The following is an 18,754-nucleotide window of genomic DNA, read 5'->3' as shown; positions in this document are numbered from 1 at the left end:
CGGTCAGTGCAGACGCCCCATACGGCGCATGGCCCGGTGCCATGAGCCGTTTCTCACCGCCCAGCGCAATACCCCTGCAATGCAACGGGTGGCGAAACGAATCCTCCGGCGCTTTTGCGGGGAAAGGGAAATCCCCAGTTGGATTGCTGCCCACTCAGGCAATAATTCAATGCCAGCCTGAATCATCAGGCTGCCCACCGGCCTGGCCAGACGGCTCGGCGCGGGTGCATTCTGCAATAATCTTACCACTTCAAGCGTCCGTTCATCGCAGCGCAACTGCGGGCGCATCGCCTGCAGATAGGCTTCTACCGCATCGACACTCTCCGGCACATTTCCCGCCCCCAGGCTTTTCGCCACACGGGAAAACTCCTGATAATAGCGGTTCTGATCGCTCAGGCTGAGCGCAGGATTGCGATAACGCAGATGCGATTGCAGGAAGCTGTACGCTTCGGCTACGTGCACCCAGACCAGTAAATCCGGATCGCTGGCCGCATAAGGCGTGCCGTAAGCATCGGTACCGGTCACCCGCAAATGAATGGATTTTACTTTTTCGATTAACGCGTTGGCGTCATTAACAGGCGCAAAAGTCGTCCCGGAAATGAACTGACTGGTGCGACGAAGTCGCCCGAGCATATCTTCACGAAATGAGGAATGATCCCAGACACCGGCAAGCGCCAGCGGATGAAGCATTTGCAGCAATAAGGCACTGACGCCGCCACAAAGCATGGATGAGAAGTCTCCGTGAATTCGCCAGGTGATGCTTTGCGGACCAAACAGTCCCGGGTCACCCGGCGGATTCTCAAAGTCTATACCGCCTAACGCCAGGCCCGAAAGACTCAGCACCTGACGTTCTATTCTCTTTCTTAACAATTATCTTAACTCAGTGATTAATGTGCGGCTTTGCTGACAACCGTGGCTTTGGTCAGCTCCGGCCACAGATTCATGACCACGTCAATCAGCCGGTTGAGTTCATCAGAACTTGCGCCGTCACGGGCCTGTACGGAGAAGCCCTGAATGGTGCAGGCCAGGTATTTCGCCAGCAGCGCGCTGTCAGTTACCGCAGTCAAATCACCGCTCTGTTTTTTCTTCTCGAAATATTCAAACAGAGTGCGTTCCTGCGAAAGGTGGCGCGCACGCAGCATTTCGGCAATATCCGCAGAAGATGAAGACATCCCGGATGATGCGCTGATCATAAAGCAGCCACTTGGCGTGTCGCAGTCGGTAAACAGCTCAACGATGGCACGCAGATAGCGCCCAACCGTATCCTCAACGGACAAATCTGTTCTGCTCAGTAAACATGAGCTCTTTTCGTAAAAGTTTTTCAGATAATGTTCAACGGCTGCGCGGAAAAGCCCTTCTTTGTTACCAAATTCGGCATACAAAGTTGGCGCTTTTGCACCGGTTGCTTCGACCAAATCGGCTAATGAAGTGGCCTCGTAACCATGGCGCCAGAATAAATTCAAGGCCTTGCTCAGAGCAGTTCCACGATCGAACTGTTTTGGGCGACCGCGACTTTTCCGGACCAAAGCCGTCTGTTCAGTGCTCATACACCCTCCTTCCATCACCATTGTGATTATGGTTATTAAAATAGTTATAGAAATAACTTAACGATCATTATTAAAAATAGTTGCGCACAAGTCCAGCGGAGTTTATCATTTAATTATCGAGCGATAAGAAAATCACTCAAACCCGCAAAGCTGCACAACTAAAACGCTTTTATAAGCCTTTTGCAGACAACACATTCAGGACGTAACATCATGAGTAACTTTAAAATCCTTCTTGCAGTTCTGGCATTAACCGCTGTACCGGTTGCCAATGTTGCCGCACAGCAGGTTATCATGATGCCTTTGCAGAGTCAGGAAGTGCGGATGGTCAATGTGACCGGTGACAGTAACTTCTGTAACCCGGCCACCTGTACGAACAAAAAAATCGAACAGGGCCGTATTCCTACTTCTCCCACTCAACCACCTGCGCCTTCAACCTCTGGTCATCAGCCCGCTTCTGTTTATTACTAATGACCACGGAGCCTGATGACAGACCGTCAGGGCAGGAATCACGATAAGGCGGCTTATGTCGCCTTATCTTTTTCCTGGCCGCCCCATGTTTTATCACCCTCGCTGGCCAGAACCAACCATTAACTTAGCGATCATTAAAGATTCATTCAGCAAAATTATGCATAAAGGATTTTCAATTCTTATCGCGAATCATTTTAAAAACATTCATTTAACAAAATGAAAACAAAAACCGCGTTTAGCGTGACATTCATCACAGCACGATTAGTTAACGTTCATTAAAAAAACATCTTGCACAAACTCTCAACACTCCCTATCATTTACTTATCGAACGTTAACTAATAACTAACGTTGACCCGAAACTGAGGTTCCTGAATAAGGCACCCCGAATAAAAAATTGACGAACAGGAATTAACATCATGAAAACTATCGCAATGACAATCGCAGCACTCACACTTGCTACCGCTTCTTTCTCTACCCTGGCGGCGACTGAGGTTCAGTCTGTACCTGCGGGTGAACAAACTATCGGTACTGTCAGCGCCTCTTCAAACGGTGACCTGAGTACACTGCAGTCAAAACTGAACGCGAAAGCCACTGAAGCCGGTGCAAGCTCATACCGCATCATCGGTGCTTCTGGTGAAAACCATCTGTACGGTACTGCTGAGCTGTATAAATAAGGCCTGAAGATTTCGTTAGCAGATTGTTCCGCACAATAAGTTAACGATTAATAAATAAATGAGTTGCACAGAATGTGATCCAGGTCTAACATTTACTTATCAACTGTTAAGAAATAACAGTCGGACCTAATGATCACCTGCTGATAAACAGATAAAAAGGAAGACCATCATGAAAAATATCACTATGACTTTAGCTGCAATTGCGCTTGCTACCGCCTCATTCTCTACCCTGGCAGCGACTGAAGTTCAGTCTGCACCAGAAGGTCAACAAGCAATTGGTGTGGTAAGTGCTTCTTCAAGCAATGATTTATCAAGCCTGCAGAACAAACTGAATGCAAAAGCCAACGAAGCGGGTGCAAGCTCATACCGTATCATCGGCGCTTCAGGTGAAAACCATCTGTACGGTACTGCTGAGCTGTATAAATAAGCACAAGAATAAGCAATTTAAGGGTACAACAGCATTTAGTTAACGATTAATAAGCTAGATGTTGTATCGGACAGAAGACAGCTTTGCACATTAAATGAACGTTGATGACAACGCCTGGCAAAGCTCAAAAATACGAAATGAGGAAAATAACATGAAAAACGTAACAATGACTCTTGCTGCAATCGCACTGGCTACCGCTTCATTCTCGACTCTGGCAGCGACTGAAGTTCAGTCCGCACCGGCAGGTCAGCAGGCAATTGGTGTGGTCAGCGCAACATCAGGTAACAGCCTGAGCAGCCTGCAGGACAAACTGAATGCTAAAGCCAGCGAAGCCGGTGCAAGCTCTTACCGTATCATCGGTGCTTCAGGTGATAACCATCTGTATGGCACAGCTGAACTGTATAAATAAGCTGAAGTAAGCAGTAAAAAAGCAGTAAGCAGAAGAGGCGGCATTTGCCGCCTTTTTCGTGTCTGTGTTTTATGAAAAATTTCTCTGAATGCTCCCTGCCCGCCTGACCTTGTGCTACATTTTTCTCTTCTATTTCCTTAAGGCCCTCTTTCCCAATGTAACGAACTCTCATCACTGACAGTTTTTCTTCTCCCTGTTGCCTGCGGGCAATTCGGGGTTTCTGTTATTTCTGATGAGAATCTCTTTCATGAATTCGTTATTAATTGCGCTCATACGCGCACTGCGCAGCCATCGCTGGCTGCGGCTGCTGGGCTTTGCCTTTATTTTATCATCTCTGGGTAATGGCCTGACACAGGTGGTGGTTTTTGGTCAACTGCTGCGCTGGAACGCCTCCCCTGCTACGCTGACTTTCGCTTATATGCTGGCAACATTGCCCGGCTTTATCGGAAGTCTGTGGGGCGAACGCCTGTGCAGAAAAATGTCGCCGCTGCAGATTTTGATCCTGACCGAAATTCTCGGCATGGTGGCATTGATATTTCCGCTGTACGGCTTGCTGTCACACAATATTTCCGCGTTGCTGGCTGTTCAGTCTGCCGAGGCGTTGCTCAGCGGGATGAGTTATCCGGCGCTCACGTTGTTATTCAAACGCGGGCTGAGTGTTGATGAGTTACCGGCAGCGACGGCAATGGAAACGCTGATCTTCGCGGCGCAGGTCATGCTCGGCACCGGCGCAGGGGTTTTGTTGTTCAATGTTGTTTCGCCACTCAGCATTCTGCTGCTTGATGCCCTGAGTTTTGCCGCATCTGCCATTTTGCTTCTGATCACCCGGAAAATATTTCAGGCCAGATGCGCCGACACAACGCCCGCTGATTCCGCCGTACCCGCGTCACTGCGCTGGAAAAATTACTCACCGCTACAGAAACGAAGCGTCTTGCTGCTACCGGCGCTCGCCGCCGTCGGTTCACCCGCGATGGCATTATTGCCCGCACTGGCGCAACAAATCCGCCCTGAAGAAGCCACAGGTCTGGCGCTCCCTTTGTTGTTCTCCCGTAGCCTGGGACAACTTTGCGGGCCGTTATTGCTCAATGCCGACAAACTCCGCCGTTACAGCGCCAGCAACGGACGGTTATTGCTATGCCTGATGTTGTTTCTGGGCGGATATTTTCTGCTTTCTCCCCTCTCCGCCTGGCCGGTGGCCAGTCTGATGCTGATTTTCGGTGCTCATCTGGCCTCGAATGTGGTGTTTGCATTAGGGACTTTCGGCGTGCTGCAAAATTTTGCGGGCAGGCAGGTCGCCACAGCCAGCGCTCTGGCCTGGCGCGGACAAGTTATGGTGAGCGCTTTTGCCACCGGAGCCGCCGGTTTACTGGCTGATAGCATCGGGGCAACCGGCGCGCTTTATAGTGTGTCACTCGCCAGCCTGACCGGGGTTGTTATCTTACTCTGGCACTACAGAGCGTAATCAGAAAACGACAAAGGCAGGGATTTCTCTCTGCCTTTTAACCCCATGGGAGTGCTTTTCTTCGGCATATCTCGCAAGAATTCTCCTTACTTATCTCGTCAGACGTTGGCTGTCGTATAAAGACGTTGGCGTGAGGCATATTTAGGTATAAAATTTTATACACAAGGAAAGTGATGGTGATTAAAGATATCGACTGGCGTGGAAGTTCGTTGAAGGATTTACGTGATTTCCCCACAGACGCCAGAAAAAGAGCAGGCTATGAACTTGAACAAATTCAGCATGGGCTTCCCCCAACACAATGGAAGTCAGTCAGCGACTGGGGAGCTGGCGTGGTTGAAATCAAACTTGATGTGTTTGCCGGTACTTTTCGGGTTATCTATCTCGCTAAATTCGACGAGGCCATTTACATCCTGCACTGCTTTGCGAAAAAGAAGCAGCAAACCAGCCCGAAAGATATTTCCATTATAAAAAGCCGCTATGCCCAAATTGTCCGGGAGCGCCACAGGAGAGAAAATGAAAAAGGATGTTATTGATGTCGCATCACGACATATCACACCAGCAGGCGGAAATGTTTTCGCCGATTTGGGATTCAGCGCTGTCGAAGCACAGGCTTTACATGCCGATTCACAGCGTAAAATTGCCCATACTCTGGCGCTCAAAGAACAACTGATGACTGAAATTGGCCTCTGGATCGCCCATCAGAATTTACTTCAGAGCGATGCTGCAAAAATTTTGCAAGTTTCCCGCCCGCGCGTTTCTGACGTAGTGAACAAAAAGACGGATAAATTTACGCTCGATGCCCTGATTCTGATGCTGAGTCTGGCCGGAAAACAGGTAAAGCTGGTGGTTGAATAATCAGCAAAGAAAACGACAAAGGCAGGGATTTCTCCCTGCCTTTTCATCTCAATGCAAAATTTGAATAATCAGTTGGCAGAACTCTTCAGTTGGTTATCCTGCTGATGTTGCTCGAGCGCCAGCTCAATCAGGCGGGTGATCAGCTCACTGTAACTTAACCCGCTGGCTGCCCAGAGTTTCGGATACATACTGATGTTGGTGAAGCCCGGCAATGTATTGATTTCATTGATGACGACATCGCCCTGTTCTGTCAGGAAAACGTCCACACGCGCCATGCCGCGACATTCCAGCACCTGAAATGCCTGCAAGGCAATGGCGCGGATACGGTCGTGGGTCTCACGGGGTAAATCAGCCGGAACCGCAATGGAAGCACCGGATTCGTTGATGTATTTGGTATCGTAGGAATAAAACTCGTCGTGCAGGATCACTTCGCCACACACACTGGCCTGCGGGTGATCGTTACCCAACACAGCGCATTCAATTTCACGACCTTTAATGGCCGATTCCACCAGCACTTTGTGGTCGAAGCTGAAGGCTTTATCCAGCGCACGCTGATAGCCATCTTCATCACTGACTTTACTGACGCCCACCGATGAGCCCTGATTCGCCGGTTTGATAAAAAGCGGCAGACCGAGTTGTTGCGAAACACTGGCAAAGGTATTTTTCTGACGGTTCGCACGTGTCAGGCACACAAACGGGGCAACAGCCAGACCGGCATCGCGCAGCAAACGCTTGGTGACATCTTTATCCATGCTCACGGCGGAACCCAGCACGCCGGACCCCACGAAGGCAATATTTGCCATGCGCAGCAGCCCCTGCAAGGAACCGTCTTCCCCCAGCGTTCCGTGCACTATCGGGAAGATCACATCCACTTGCGACAACGCGCTGGCGCTGTGAGTCTCAATTAACTGATTCTCAGTCTGACCGGGGATCAGTGCAACCTGGTTATTCGAGCGGTTCAGGGCAATCAGCGACGGATTTTCAGCATTGATCAGGTAGTTACTGGCATCATTAATATGCCATTCCCCTTTCTTATCAATGCCCAGCAATGTCACATCAAAGCGTTGTTTATCAATCGCATCCACAATGTTTTTTGCCGACTGCAGTGACACTTCATGCTCTGCCGATTTACCACCGAAAATAATACCAACCCGTAATTTACTCACCTGCTGCTCCTTGTCGCCAGCCTCAGCGGACGGCGAACGTTTCTATAAACAACCACGACTAATCAACAACAAACAGTTTCGCGCCAATTGGTGTGGATGAACGGTGTGCTTCAGCATTGTCCGCCACCTGATAACTCATGCCCGGCGATAAGGTGAAATTCCGTCCGTCCTCAAGACGCGTATGAAGCTCCCCCTCCAGGCAGAACAAAACATGGCCTTTACTGCACCAGTGATCAGCCTCATAGCCAGGTGAATATTCAACGATACGCACACGGATATCGCCAAATTTTTGTGTACGCCACAGCGCCATGCCGGTATCACCCGGATGCTGCGTCGGCGTGACATCACTCCAGTCAGTCGTGCAAAACGGAATCGCATCAAGCTTCATGAGTTTCTCAATGTCGGGAAAAGGAAGGAAAGCCAGCATAAAAGTGAGCGGTAAATTTATCAATCGCTTGCTGAAAACAATTCATTAACAGCCGCTCGCAAAGTTGCGTAAAGCCGATTGTTCTTAGAGACAGGCTACAGCGCACGTATGGCAGGGCCAGGGGAGAATGCGGGCAGCACACGCCATACCGTTGTGTTGCATGAGATGTCTGTGGGACAGCGGTCACGTTTTTTCGACTATGCTTAATGTTCTGTTGAGAACGCAGAAAGGCGCACGCACCTCAATTCCAACGTGCCGTTGTTTTCGACGACACGCCACAAAACAAGGAGCAACATATGCCATATCAAACGATAAATCCGTTCAACAATAAGCTCATCAAAGAATATCAAACACATAACGATCAGCAGGTTGAAGAGGCACTCTCTGCCGCCCATGCTTTATACAAATCTGACTGGGGTCAGGGCGATATTAAGCAACGCGTTAACGTGCTGCATAAATTGTCAGAACTGATGGCTTCCCGTGTCGATGAACTGGCGGAAGTGGTCAGTGTAGAAATGGGGAAACTCATCGGCCAGAGCCGTGGCGAAGTGCAGATTTGCGCGGATATTGCGAAATTCTATGCCGAAAACGCCGAGGAATTTCTCAAACCTGTGCCGTATAAATCCGATCTCGGCGAAGCCTGGGTCGAGCATCATCCGATTGGGGTGATTATGGCCGTCGAGCCCTGGAATTTCCCGTTCTACCAGTTAATGCGTGTACTGGCACCGAATCTTGCCTCAGGTAACAGCGTGGTCGTCAAACACGCCAGTATCGTTCCTCATTGTGCGGAAACCTTTGAGAAACTGGTTACCGAAGCGGGTGCCCCAAAGGACGCTTATACCAACCTGTTTATTTCTCAGGATCAGGTCAGTGCCATCATTGATGATGACCGCGTTCAGGGGGTCGCGCTGACCGGTTCGGAGAAAGCCGGTGCGGTCGTGGCTTCACGGGCGGCATCTAAGCTGAAGAAATCGACGCTGGAACTCGGCGGGAATGACGTGTTTGCCGTACTCGATGATGCGGATATCGATAAAGCCGCCAAAGCCGGTGCGCAGGCCCGTGTCTCCAATGCCGGACAGGTGTGTACGGCGGCCAAGCGCTTCATTATTCATGAAAAAGTCGCCGATGAATTCCTTAAAAAATTCACCGAACACTTTAAGGCACTGAAGATCGGCGATCCGCTGGATAAATCCACCACACTGGGACCGTTGTCCTCCGCGGAAGCGGTGAAAACGCTGAGCAAACAAGTGGATGATGCCGTGAAACACGGGGCGAAACTGCACTTTGGCGGTAAAAAGGTGGCAGACAATCCGGGCAACTTCTTTGAGCCAACGATTCTGACGCATATTACCCGCGATAATCCGGCCTATTTCGAAGAGTTCTTTGGCCCGGTCGCACAGGTGTACGTGGTGAAAAATGATGAGGAACTGGTGAAACTTGCCAACGACTCACATTACGGCCTCGGCGGTTCGCTGTTTACCACCGATCTGACCCGCGCCCGTAAGCTGGCGAGCCAGATTGAAACCGGGATGGTATACGTCAATTCACCGACGGATACCGCTGCTGAACTGCCTTTCGGTGGTGTGAAACGCTCGGGCTTCGGCCGCGAACTCTCTGATCTCGGTATCAAAGAATTTGTGAACCAGAAACTGGTGGTGCTGGCCGCGAAGTCCTGATGCTTCTTCTCCCCCTGCGGAGGGGGATTTTTTCCTCTCTCCGCACTTTTCCTTTCTCCCTCATTTACCAAGCCTTGACCCACGACAAAGCGCGCTCAAGCACCGCCTCTCTATAATCAGACCCGTTTGTCTTCCCACTGGTAAATCACATGGCTTATGAACTCAATCTGGACTGGCCGGAATTTTTAGAAAAATACTGGCAAAAAAAACCTGTTGTTATCAAAAAAGCATTCTCAAATTTTGTTGATCCAATCTCTCCAGACGAATTAGCCGGTCTGGCGATGGAGCCGGAAGTGGACAGCCGTCTGGTGAGCCATAAAGATGGTGAATGGCAGGCAAGTAACGGTCCTTTTGAAGATTTCGACGGGCTGGGTGAAACCGGCTGGTCACTGCTGGCACAGGCCGTAAACCACTGGCATTTGCCTGCGGCAGAACTGGTGAAACCTTTTCGCGTATTGCCGGACTGGCGTTTAGACGACCTGATGATTTCGTATTCCGTGCCCGGCGGCGGTGTCGGCCCGCACATCGATCAGTATGACGTGTTTATCATCCAGGGCATGGGCAGCCGCCGCTGGCGCGTGGGCGATGCTCTGCCGATGCGTCAGTTCTGCCCGCACCCGGCGTTACTGCATGTGGATCCGTTCACGCCAATCATTGATGAAGATCTTGAACCCGGCGACATTCTGTATATTCCGCCGGGCTTCCCGCACGACGGCTTTACCCATGAAACCGCCCTCAACTATTCCGTCGGTTTCCGTGGCCCTAACAGCCGCGATTTCATCAGCAGTTTTGCTGACTACGCGCTGGAAAACGATCTGGGCGGCAGCCATTACAGCGATCCGGATCTCACGCTGCGCGACCACGTCGGTAAAGTAGAAGATTACGAGCTGGAACGTGTGCGCCAGATGATGGTTGAGCTGATCAGCCAGCCGGAAGATTTCAAACAATGGTTTGGCCGTTTCGCCACTACGCCGCGCCATGAACTGGATATCGCGCCAGCCGAACCGCCATACGAATCACATGAAATTGCCGATGCACTGATGGAGGGCGAAAGCCTGGTGCGCCTGAGCGGTCTGCGGGTTCTCAACGTCGGCGAACGTTTCTTTGTTAACAGCGAGCCGCTGGAAACATCGCAACATGCCGCGGCCGATGCGCTGTGCCGCTATACGCTGATCAGTAAAACAGAGCTGGGTGCTGCGTTGCAGGATCCTGAATTTGTCGCTCTGTTAACGGATCTGGTGAATCAGGGTTACTGGTATTTCGACGAGTAAACTCCCGGCGATTCAATAACAGCAAAGGCGGCATCCATCCCGGATGCCGCCTTCTTTTATTCTGTTTCGACCGTTAACATTTACGAGCGATAAAGCTCCACCGGCGGCTTCATTTTCCGTTCTTCCGGTGCGAATAAACTAATCTCTTCGCCCAGGATATATTTGGCGCGCAGCATCGCGGAAATCTTGTCCATAATCATTACGATAGCCACTAAAATCAGTGTGATAAACATCACCACATCCCAGTTCCACAGACGCATATTTTCCGCATACACCAGACCGATCCCGCCCGCGCCAACAAAACCAAGAACAGCGGCTGAACGGGTATTGGATTCAATCTGATACAGCGACAACGCAAGGAATGTCGGGAAGGATTGAGTGAAAATCCCGAAGCGGTGCGTTTGTAGCGGGGAAGCCCCCAGCGCCCGCAGGCCGCGGCTCGGCGAACGATCTACCGCCTCATGCCCTTCCGCATAAAGCTTGCCAAGCAAGCCTAAATCCTGCATCACGATCGCCAGCACACCGGCCAGCGGCCCCATGCCGACAGCACGAACGAAAATCAGCCCCCAGATCGCCATATCCAGCCCGCGTAAAACATCCAGAAGACGGCGGATGACCATGGAAACGGGTCTGAGAACCGGCGTCGACATCACATTACGCGCCGCGAGGAATGAAAGAGGCAATGCGAGGAAAGACGCGGTGATGGTTCCGGAAAACACAATCGCCAGCGTGATAGCTATTTGCGAAAAATAATACATAAACGGCCATTCGGAAACGTTATGCCAGACAAACATCCGCAGGAAATAACGTCCTACTTCGCGGGTGCCGCGCACCACTTCGCTCCATGGAATACCGAAATAACTGAAGAAATAGACGTAGTACAGCGTAATCACGACAGCCAGTATCGCGAGGTAGCGCAGATAGCGGCGCTGCGCGGCAAACAGATGCCCGTGCTTCTGCTTCAGGCTGCTGACCACATGAGGTTCGAGCGCATCAGTTAACATCAGAAAGTGCCCTCCACAACGCGTTTGCGCAATTTACCGGAAAGAAAATCCATCGCCGACACCACCAGAATAATCAGCAGTAAGGTCATGCTGACCTGGTCATATCGGTCCAGTTTGATTGAGGTCATCAGTTCCTGCCCGATACCACCGGCCCCGACCAGCCCGAGGATAGTCGACTGGCGGAAGTTAATTTCGAGGCGCATAAAGCTGTAGGATAAGAATATCGGTTTCACCTGCGGCCACATGGCGAAACGCATGCGCTGCAAACGCCCCGCGCCGCAGGCTCTGAGTCCGCGCACCGGTTTGTCCGATGCGGTTTCAATGGATTCGTAGAACAATTTGGTCAGACTGCCGGCAGTGTGTAACGTCAGGGCGATAAAGCCCGGAATGGCACCGACGCCAAACGCCATCACACACATTACCGCCCAGGCCAGTTCCGGCATGGTGCGCAGGAAAGCGACAAAGGTACGGATGCTGAATTTCACCCATTTAGGCGAATCCGTATTGCTGGCGGCGAGAAAAGCCAGCACGACTGCCAGCGCCGTCGACAATATCGTCGAGGACAACGCCAGCTGAATAGTTTCCCAAATCAGCGGCAGCTGAATATTGAGACGATATCCCCAATACGCCAGTGAACCTTCTGTATGACCGTCAGCAAATAACAATGACCAGTGTAATACCGGCACCGTCTGACCAATATAATCAAAGAAGCTCGGCGCGGAGACAATAATCGTTTTTAAATTAAGTTCGGAAACATTGCCTGACCACAGATATAACAACAACATCAGCCCTGACCAGATCAGCGCTTCCCGCTTTTGTTTACCGCGTATCTGCTGGTAATAACGATTGAAGTCTTTGTTCAAAATAATATTTCCGATTTGCGATAATCATTATTCCTCCCCCTGCGAAGGGGGAGGTCAGGAGGGGGTATTAAAAAAACAATAATGGTAAAAGCTTTCGCTTCCTGAGTTGCCATTAATACCCCACCCCAACCCTCCCCTTCGCAGGGGAGGGAGTTACGGGTTAGCGACCGCCTTTGGTCAGTTCACGCTTCATATCAATAATCTGCTGATATTCAGCCAGGGACGTTTCGCCGATATGCTGTTTGCCGCCCACCGCTTTTACGAAACAAGCGTGGTCATCTTTATCCAGTTTCTTAATGGCAGAAACCAGCTTAGCTTTAAATGCCGGTGGCAAATCGCTGCGCACTAAAATCGGACCATTAGGAATTAATGGCGATTCCCAGATAATGCGGATTTTCTTCATCAGATCCGGATGGTCCATGCGGATCATGCGGTTGAATGCACCGGAGGTATAACCGGTTTCGCGGTCGCCGATCATTGAAGTCCAGGTGACTGCGCCTTCGAACTGGCCGTTCAGCACGCCAAGAATATCCTGCTCATGGCCGCCGGAGAAGGTTACGCTGGAGAAGAAGTTGTTGTATTTGTTATCCGTCGTGCCGCCAAATTCTTTCTTGAATGTCTGGTTCGGGATCAGGTAACCCGAAGTAGAATCCGGGTCAGCGAAACCGAATGATTTGCCTTTCAGGTCAGATAATTTCTGGTACGGGCTGTCGGCTTTCACGACAACCACGGAGTGATAACCCCGGGATTTATCCGTATCGTCAATAACAATGCCGACCAGATCCACCGCTTTCGGGTTATTAATATAAACCGAAGCAAAAGATGACGGGGACATGCTTAATACCATATCCACTTTCTTACCTAATAACCCCTGAATAACACCTGAATAATCGGATGAATTACGCAGTTTGGTATCCACATTTAATTCTTTATCGAAGAAATCTTTTACACACTGATTATCGCCGATTTGCTGGGTGGCATTCTGGCCACCCAGAATACCTAAGTTTAATTCTTTAGGAGCATCTTCTGCCATGCTGTGCATTGCAGTAAAAGAACCTGCTACGAAGACTGCCAGACGTAATAACTTCTTCATGTAATGATGACCTTGTGTAGATTGAGAGAAAGTAGAAATAAGCACTGCAAAATAAATAACGTTATTGTTTAACTGTTTATCGCTTCGTGTTCTTCACCGTATAACTGATGCAAAATGCCTTCAGTTAACTGGTCCGGATGGCCGTCGAAAATAATCTGCCCTTTCGCGATGCCGATAACGCGGGTGCAATAATCTTTCACCAACTCGACAGAGTGCAGGTTGACCATCACGGCGATATTCTCTTCGCTGACTTTTTTCAGCGCATTCATGATGCGCAGGGTATTTTTCGGATCCAGTGACGCCACCGGTTCATCGGCCAGCAGAATTTTCGGGTTCTGCATCAGCGCGCGACAAATCGCCACACGCTGCATCTGGCCGCCGGAAAGGTTTTCGGCACGCTGCAATGCATGCGGCAGCATGTGCAACCATTCAAGCAAAGAGATGGCGCGGGCGCGGTCTTCGTCATCGAACTGGTTAAAGAATGATTTGAACGTTGAGGTGTGGCTGAGACGCCCCAGTAACACATTTGTCAGGACATCCAGACGAGGCACCAGGCAGAAATCCTGAAAAATCATGCCACAGCCTGAACGCCAGCGACGCAATGCTTTGCCGGTAAGCCCGGCCAGCTCCTGCTGTTCACCATTTTCGTAATGACATACCACACTGCCATCCGTGAGCGGGATCGTACCGTTGAGCACATGCAGCAGGGTGGATTTACCCGCGCCAGAACGGCCAATTACCGCCACGAACTCACCGGCGTGGAGATCAAAATTGATGTCATTCAGGACACGCTGACCCGATTTATAGGATTTCACCAGGCCTTTGACGTCCAGAACTTTGTTCAGATGCTGTGGCCCGGTCTGAGGATATTCAGCCTGTGCCAGCTTAAGTTGAGCTTGCGCCATGATGCTGTCTCTCGGTTGCTTTCGTTATCTGGCGTTCATTAAGCGCGAGTTTTATGACACATCAATGACGATTTAATGGACAGCGCATGACAAAAATGCAACAGATTAAGTGAAATTACCTAACCCATATCCCGAATGACGTTTAACTTAACAAGTATCATTTAAGTCTATGATTAGATGGCATCCCATCAAAAAAGGAAGATGAAATGGATAATCAGTCACTCATCGCCACGCTGAAAGAGATTGCCGGCAGCCGCCACGTTTTAACCGGCGACAGCAACACCGAACGCTACCGCAAAGGGTTTCGCTCCGGTGGCGGCAAAGCGCTGGCGGTCGTATTTCCACAAACGCTGCTGCAACAGTGGCAACTGCTCAAAACCTGCATCGCCGCCGACAAGATTGTCATTATGCAGGCCGCCAATACCGGGCTGACCGAAGGTTCGACGCCCAGCGGCGACGACTATGACCGCGACATTGTTATTTTCAGCACCCTGAAACTGGACACGATCCAGTTACTCGACGGCGGTCATCAGGTGATCGGTTTTCCCGGCAGCACCCTGTATAAGCTGGAAAAAATCCTCAAGCCCTACAACCGCGAACCGCATTCAGTGATTGGCTCGTCCTGCATCGGCGCATCGGTGGTCGGCGGGATCTGTAATAATTCTGGCGGATCGCTGGTGAAACGCGGCCCGGCGTATACCGAAATGGCGCTCTATGCACAAATCGATGCACAAGGCGAATTGCGGCTGATTAACCATCTGGGCATTAATCTTGGTGAAACGCCGGAAGAAATCCTGACACGTCTGGAAAAAGGCGATTATCTGGAAACCGATATCCAGCATGATCAGCGTCTGGCGTCGGATCACGATTATGCCTCACGTGTCCGCGAAGTGGATGCTGATACGCCGTCGCGTTTCAACGCGGATGAGCGACGTTTATTTGAAGCTTCAGGTTGTGCGGGCAAGCTGGCGGTTTTCGCCGTGCGGCTCGATACGTTTCCGGCAGAAACGCAGCAGCAGGTTTTCTACATCGGCACCAATGACACGGCGGTGCTGACAGAATTACGCCGCCAGATCCTGCGTGACTTCGCTAACCTTCCGGTGGCAGGGGAATACATGCACCGGGATATTTTCGATATCACCGAAGTCTATGGCAAAGACACTTTCCTGATGATCGACAAACTTGGCACCGACAAAATGCCGGACATGTTTACTGCCAAAGGAAAGTTCGATGCACACGCCAGCAAGGTCCCTTTCCTGCCCAAACATTTCAGCGACCGCGTGATGCAGTGTCTGAGCAAAGCCCTGCCGAATCATCTGCCACCGCGTATGAAGCAGTATCGTGACCGGTTTGAACATCACTTACTGCTGAAAATGTCCGGCCCCGGTATTGACGAAGCCCGAACCTTTTTGACACGTTTCTTTAGTGAGGGTCAGGGTGATTTCTTTATCTGTTCCGCCGACGAAGGCAAGAAAGCCTTCCTGCATCGCTTTGCCGCCGCCGGTGCCGCCGTGCGGTATCACGCGGTACATGAAAAAGAAGTGGAAGATATTCTGGCGCTGGATATCGCACTGCGCCGCAATGACCGCGACTGGTTCGAGACATTGCCGGAAGATATCGACAATCAACTGGTGGCAAAACTGTATTACGGCCATTTCATGTGCCACGTTTTCCATCAGGATTACATCGTCAAAAAAGGCGCAAACAGCAAGGCGCTGAAACACAGGATGTTAGAACTGCTCGACGCCAAAGGCGCGGAATATCCCGCCGAACATAACGTCGGCCATTTGTATCTGGCAAAACCACATTTGAAAGAATTCTACCGGCAGGCAGACCCGACCAACACCTTCAATCCGGGTATCGGGAAAACCAGTAAGATGAAGAACTGGCAGGAATAATGTCCTTCAAAAGAGGAATGGCGTAGTCGGCGCAGGCAGTTTGTTCCCAGACAGCGCGGAGGACCCGGAGCGTACATAAAGTACGTGAGGAGTCCGAGCACTGCCCGGGGGCAAAATGGCAAGTAAGATAGCCATTAAGTTAAAATAACTGTGTTCCGTAACCCCACATAATTACCGTCAGAGCCAGAAGCAGCTCTAATACCAGAACGCCCATTGCCAGTGTTGAACTGGAGAACAGGAACCCTTCGCGACGGTCGATATTGAGGAAGTTAGGAATGCCGAGATACAACAGGTATCCGCTGTAACACAGGCCGATCAGCCCGACAAACAGGCATAACCAGACCATCGGATACAGGGCTACGACCCCGCTGAGGAACATGGGTGTGGCCACGTAGCCGGCAAAGACGATACAGTTGTTGAGTGTCGGGCGGCTGTCATAACGACGCGCCATCCCGTAGATAATCCGCCCCATCAGTGCGACAGCAGCGAGCATCAGAACATAGAAAATGACGGCGATATAAGACGCGGTAAACATGGAAACCATCAGCTTCTCGCCATCACCGAAGTTCCAGCCAAGTTGTGTTGTTCCGATGAAAGAACAGACAACCGGGATGAGCGCCATTAAAAGAACATGGTGGGAATACACATGTGAAACGGTTTCCCGCTCACGCTGGATTTGTTGCAATTCGGGACCCGGATTGGATATCAGTCCCCAGACATGATTAGCCATGAAACACCCCCTTGTACGCCGAAAGCCGCCAGCAGCGCGCAGTGATAAACCTTCGGGATTGCCCGTCAGACAAGGGCATAAAGAAGGTGGCGACCTGTCTATATTATAGTCGCTCTTGCCAGCTTTGCTGATACGGCCAATTCAGCGTAATGGGAGATCAACCGTATCAGGTCGCCGTTAGTGAATATAGCGTGCAGCCGTAAACGTCACGCCAACCAGTACCAGCATCATGCTGACAATCCATCGGGTCTGTTTAATCATGAGATCGTAAAACATTGCCTGCATTGCACTCAGTGAAGCTTCAATCTTCACAAAGCGTTCATCTACTTTTTCAAAGCGCCGGTCGATCTTCTCAAATCGTTGTTCTATTTTGTCAAAGCGCTCATCTACACGATCGAACTGTTTATCGACCTGTTGAAACTGTTTATCTACCTGTTCAAACTGTTTATCTATCCTCACCAGATGATCGTCAATTCTCAGCAGGTGCCCGTCGATGCGCGCGATGCTCTGTTCGGTTTTCCCGACACGACCCCCGATATCTGTCACCGCTTCAGTGAGCGTGACCATCTGGTGCTCCAGTTTGCCGACACGGAGATTCGTCTCCGTGATCACTACCGTTAGCTGACTGACCTGCTGTTCCACCTTCCCTACCCGCAGATTCAGCCCGGCAATTTCCTCACCATTTTTGATTCCCTGCTTTTCAATATTGTTGATCTGGTTTTGCATGAGCTTTTCCATGAGCGATTTTCCTTTGTAATCTTCCGGCCAGGCAGGCGCGCCTGGAAAATAGAGCATCCTGTTGATCGGCGATAGATCCCGTCTGCTGAGCTGAAACACAGTTGTTGTCCCTCACATGAGCTTTCCCTGTTTAGAAATCCTTAATCTGGCCACAGTTTGCACTGGATAAATAACCACCTCAAATCAATTTCCTTCTCGACAAATACGCGATTGCTTATGTATCTATATATGATTGAGTTGCATTGCTTTAATGAATAAATATCAATGAAAATAACCTGTTACGGGGATCGTTAACAGGTCAAACTTAAGGAATTACGGACGCCCGCGGGTTATGGAAATCATAGCGTGCACCGGGGAAACCGGGCATTTTCCAGCCCGCATTAACTCATCAGTTTTTACAGGTAAAAAAGTCTGCGGTACGGTTAAAAAATCATTAACGTAGAGGCAGACACTTATCAGGAGAATTACATGCGCATTACCTGCTTACATACGGCCGACAGCAATATTGCGGTTTTCGAAAATACAGCTCACGAACTTGGGCTGGATCAGCATAAGTTTGTGCATGTTTCGCGGCCCGATTTACTGGCTGCAGCCGAAAAGGCGGGCGGGCTGACTGCAGAAATTCGTCAGCAAACAGCGGATGTGCTGCTGGCATTGAGTGAAAATGCCGATCGCGTTTTACTGACCTGTTCGACGCTGGGTTCTGCCGCGACGCTTGCCAGTGAAAGTGCCGCGGTGCCGGTGTTGCGTGTCGATCAGACGCTGGCGGAACAGGCCATGAAAACAGCGGGCAGTGTGGTTGCACTCTGTGCGGTCGAAACGACCCTGGAGCCGACGCGGCAGTTGTTCGCGCAGGTGGAAAAACATCCGCAGGCGCAGTTTGAAATCCATCTGGTGGCAGGCGCATGGGAAAAGTTTAAGCAGGGGGATCTGGCCGGATATTTACAGGCTATCGCGGCGGCGGCTGATGTGGAATACAGGCGAGGCGCGGCCTGCGTGGTGCTGGCTCAGGCTTCGATGACCGGTGCGGCACAACTGACCCAAATGGGCAAACCGCTTACCAGCCCGGAATGTGGTCTGCGCGCGGCACTGGCCTGAAATTAGCAAGCACACAGCAAAAATGCAGGCAGAAGCTATACTG

The 18,754-nt window shown here is 50.7% G+C and carries 21 protein-coding genes; 11 read left to right on the top strand and 10 right to left on the bottom strand.

The window, feature by feature from the left end; genetic code table 11:
* Nucleotides 1-3: 3 nt before the first annotated feature.
* Complete coding sequence (locus DXU84_RS02015) at nucleotides 4-870, bottom strand: oxygenase MpaB family protein (RefSeq protein WP_153374658.1); 867 nt, start codon at nucleotides 868-870, stop codon at nucleotides 4-6.
* A gap of 17 nt (nucleotides 871-887) precedes the next feature.
* Entirely contained in the window at nucleotides 888-1,547 is a 660-nt protein-coding gene (locus DXU84_RS02010; RefSeq protein WP_013576347.1) for a TetR/AcrR family transcriptional regulator, read from the bottom strand.
* Nucleotides 1,548-1,757: 210 nt separating this feature from the next.
* Here DXU84_RS02010 and DXU84_RS02005 point away from each other — a divergent pair, with 210 nt between their 5' ends.
* The 7 genes from DXU84_RS02005 to DXU84_RS01975 all read left to right on the top strand — a co-directional run bounded on the left by DXU84_RS02005 (nucleotide 1,758) and on the right by DXU84_RS01975 (nucleotide 5,842).
* Nucleotides 1,758-2,015, top strand: coding sequence for a hypothetical protein (locus tag DXU84_RS02005; protein ID WP_013576348.1), 258 nt, complete (start codon nucleotides 1,758-1,760; stop codon nucleotides 2,013-2,015).
* Nucleotides 2,016-2,431: 416 nt separating this feature from the next.
* Nucleotides 2,432-2,689, top strand: a complete 258-nt coding sequence (locus DXU84_RS02000; protein WP_013576349.1) for a YdgH/BhsA/McbA-like domain containing protein — start codon at nucleotides 2,432-2,434, stop codon at nucleotides 2,687-2,689.
* A 169-nt stretch (nucleotides 2,690-2,858) separates the two neighbouring features.
* Nucleotides 2,859-3,116 (top strand): YdgH/BhsA/McbA-like domain containing protein, encoded by a 258-nt coding sequence (locus DXU84_RS01995; RefSeq protein ID WP_013576350.1) that lies wholly within the window; start codon nucleotides 2,859-2,861, stop codon nucleotides 3,114-3,116.
* Nucleotides 3,117-3,267: 151 nt separating this feature from the next.
* Nucleotides 3,268-3,525 carry a DUF1471 domain-containing protein gene (locus tag DXU84_RS01990; protein WP_013576351.1) on the top strand — a complete coding sequence of 86 codons (258 nt, stop codon included), beginning with the start codon at nucleotides 3,268-3,270 and terminating at the stop codon, nucleotides 3,523-3,525.
* Nucleotides 3,526-3,772: 247 nt separating this feature from the next.
* Nucleotides 3,773-4,987, top strand: a complete 1,215-nt coding sequence (locus DXU84_RS01985; protein WP_153374656.1) for an MFS transporter — start codon at nucleotides 3,773-3,775, stop codon at nucleotides 4,985-4,987.
* Between the two features lie 173 nt (nucleotides 4,988-5,160).
* On the top strand, nucleotides 5,161-5,520 hold the full coding sequence (locus tag DXU84_RS01980; RefSeq protein WP_013576353.1) for a type II toxin-antitoxin system RelE/ParE family toxin: 360 nt from the start codon (nucleotides 5,161-5,163) through the stop codon (nucleotides 5,518-5,520).
* Nucleotides 5,501-5,842, top strand: a complete 342-nt coding sequence (locus tag DXU84_RS01975) for a helix-turn-helix domain-containing protein (protein ID WP_013576354.1) — start codon at nucleotides 5,501-5,503, stop codon at nucleotides 5,840-5,842. Before DXU84_RS01980 ends, DXU84_RS01975 begins: the two co-directional genes overlap by 20 nt.
* A 68-nt stretch (nucleotides 5,843-5,910) precedes the next feature.
* Here the strand turns inward: DXU84_RS01975 and ddlA are convergent, their stop codons facing one another.
* Together ddlA and DXU84_RS01965 are read right to left on the bottom strand one after the other, a co-directional pair.
* A complete protein-coding gene (gene ddlA, locus DXU84_RS01970) occupies nucleotides 5,911-7,008 on the bottom strand; it encodes a D-alanine--D-alanine ligase (RefSeq protein ID WP_013576355.1) in 1,098 nt (365 codons plus the stop codon).
* 58 nt (nucleotides 7,009-7,066) lie between these two features.
* Nucleotides 7,067-7,396, bottom strand: coding sequence for a DHCW motif cupin fold protein (locus DXU84_RS01965; RefSeq protein ID WP_013576356.1), 330 nt, complete (start codon nucleotides 7,394-7,396; stop codon nucleotides 7,067-7,069).
* Nucleotides 7,397-7,731: 335 nt separating this feature from the next.
* On the opposite strand from DXU84_RS01965, the gene DXU84_RS01960 reads away from it, so the two are divergent.
* Complete coding sequence (locus tag DXU84_RS01960) at nucleotides 7,732-9,111, top strand: NAD-dependent succinate-semialdehyde dehydrogenase (protein ID WP_153374654.1); 1,380 nt, start codon at nucleotides 7,732-7,734, stop codon at nucleotides 9,109-9,111.
* Nucleotides 9,112-9,260: 149 nt separating this feature from the next.
* On the top strand, nucleotides 9,261-10,382 hold the full coding sequence (locus DXU84_RS01955; RefSeq protein WP_153374653.1) for a cupin domain-containing protein: 1,122 nt from the start codon (nucleotides 9,261-9,263) through the stop codon (nucleotides 10,380-10,382).
* Between the two features lie 80 nt (nucleotides 10,383-10,462).
* Here DXU84_RS01955 and phnE (DXU84_RS01950) read toward each other — a convergent pair whose 3' ends face one another.
* From phnE (DXU84_RS01950) to phnC, 4 genes are all read right to left on the bottom strand, one after another.
* A complete protein-coding gene (phnE, locus tag DXU84_RS01950; protein ID WP_013576359.1) occupies nucleotides 10,463-11,386 on the bottom strand; it encodes a phosphonate ABC transporter, permease protein PhnE in 924 nt (307 codons plus the stop codon).
* Entirely contained in the window at nucleotides 11,386-12,249 is an 864-nt protein-coding gene (gene phnE, locus DXU84_RS01945; RefSeq protein ID WP_013576360.1) for a phosphonate ABC transporter, permease protein PhnE, read from the bottom strand. The genes phnE (DXU84_RS01950) and phnE (DXU84_RS01945) overlap by 1 nt, the downstream gene beginning before the upstream one ends.
* Nucleotides 12,250-12,409: 160 nt before the next feature.
* Complete coding sequence (gene phnD / locus DXU84_RS01940) at nucleotides 12,410-13,342, bottom strand: phosphonate ABC transporter substrate-binding protein (protein WP_013576361.1); 933 nt, start codon at nucleotides 13,340-13,342, stop codon at nucleotides 12,410-12,412.
* A 68-nt stretch (nucleotides 13,343-13,410) separates the two neighbouring features.
* Nucleotides 13,411-14,247: a phosphonate ABC transporter ATP-binding protein gene (gene phnC, locus DXU84_RS01935; RefSeq protein ID WP_015690220.1), complete on the bottom strand. Its 837-nt coding sequence runs from the start codon at nucleotides 14,245-14,247 to the stop codon at nucleotides 13,411-13,413.
* 206 nt (nucleotides 14,248-14,453) lie between these two features.
* On the opposite strand from phnC, the gene dld reads away from it, so the two are divergent.
* Nucleotides 14,454-16,145, top strand: coding sequence for a D-lactate dehydrogenase (dld, locus tag DXU84_RS01930; RefSeq protein ID WP_015690221.1), 1,692 nt, complete (start codon nucleotides 14,454-14,456; stop codon nucleotides 16,143-16,145).
* Between the two features lie 139 nt (nucleotides 16,146-16,284).
* Here dld and DXU84_RS01925 read toward each other — a convergent pair whose 3' ends face one another.
* Nucleotides 16,285-16,875 (bottom strand): Yip1 family protein, encoded by a 591-nt coding sequence (locus DXU84_RS01925; protein WP_013576364.1) that lies wholly within the window; start codon nucleotides 16,873-16,875, stop codon nucleotides 16,285-16,287.
* 177 nt (nucleotides 16,876-17,052) lie between these two features.
* A complete protein-coding gene (locus tag DXU84_RS01920) occupies nucleotides 17,053-17,712 on the bottom strand; it encodes a hypothetical protein (protein ID WP_013576365.1) in 660 nt (219 codons plus the stop codon).
* 369 nt (nucleotides 17,713-18,081) lie between these two features.
* Between DXU84_RS01920 and DXU84_RS01915 the strand changes: the two genes are divergently transcribed.
* Entirely contained in the window at nucleotides 18,082-18,711 is a 630-nt protein-coding gene (locus DXU84_RS01915) for a hypothetical protein (protein ID WP_013576366.1), read from the top strand.
* Nucleotides 18,712-18,754: the final 43 nt, after the last annotated feature.

The sequence above is a fragment of the Rahnella sp. RcJ3 genome, from assembly GCF_009498575.1.
Lineage (GTDB): Bacteria > Pseudomonadota > Gammaproteobacteria > Enterobacterales > Enterobacteriaceae > Rahnella > Rahnella aceris.
The sequence above is the reverse complement of the archived record's forward strand: the minus strand, read 5'-3'. Positions and strand labels throughout refer to the sequence as shown.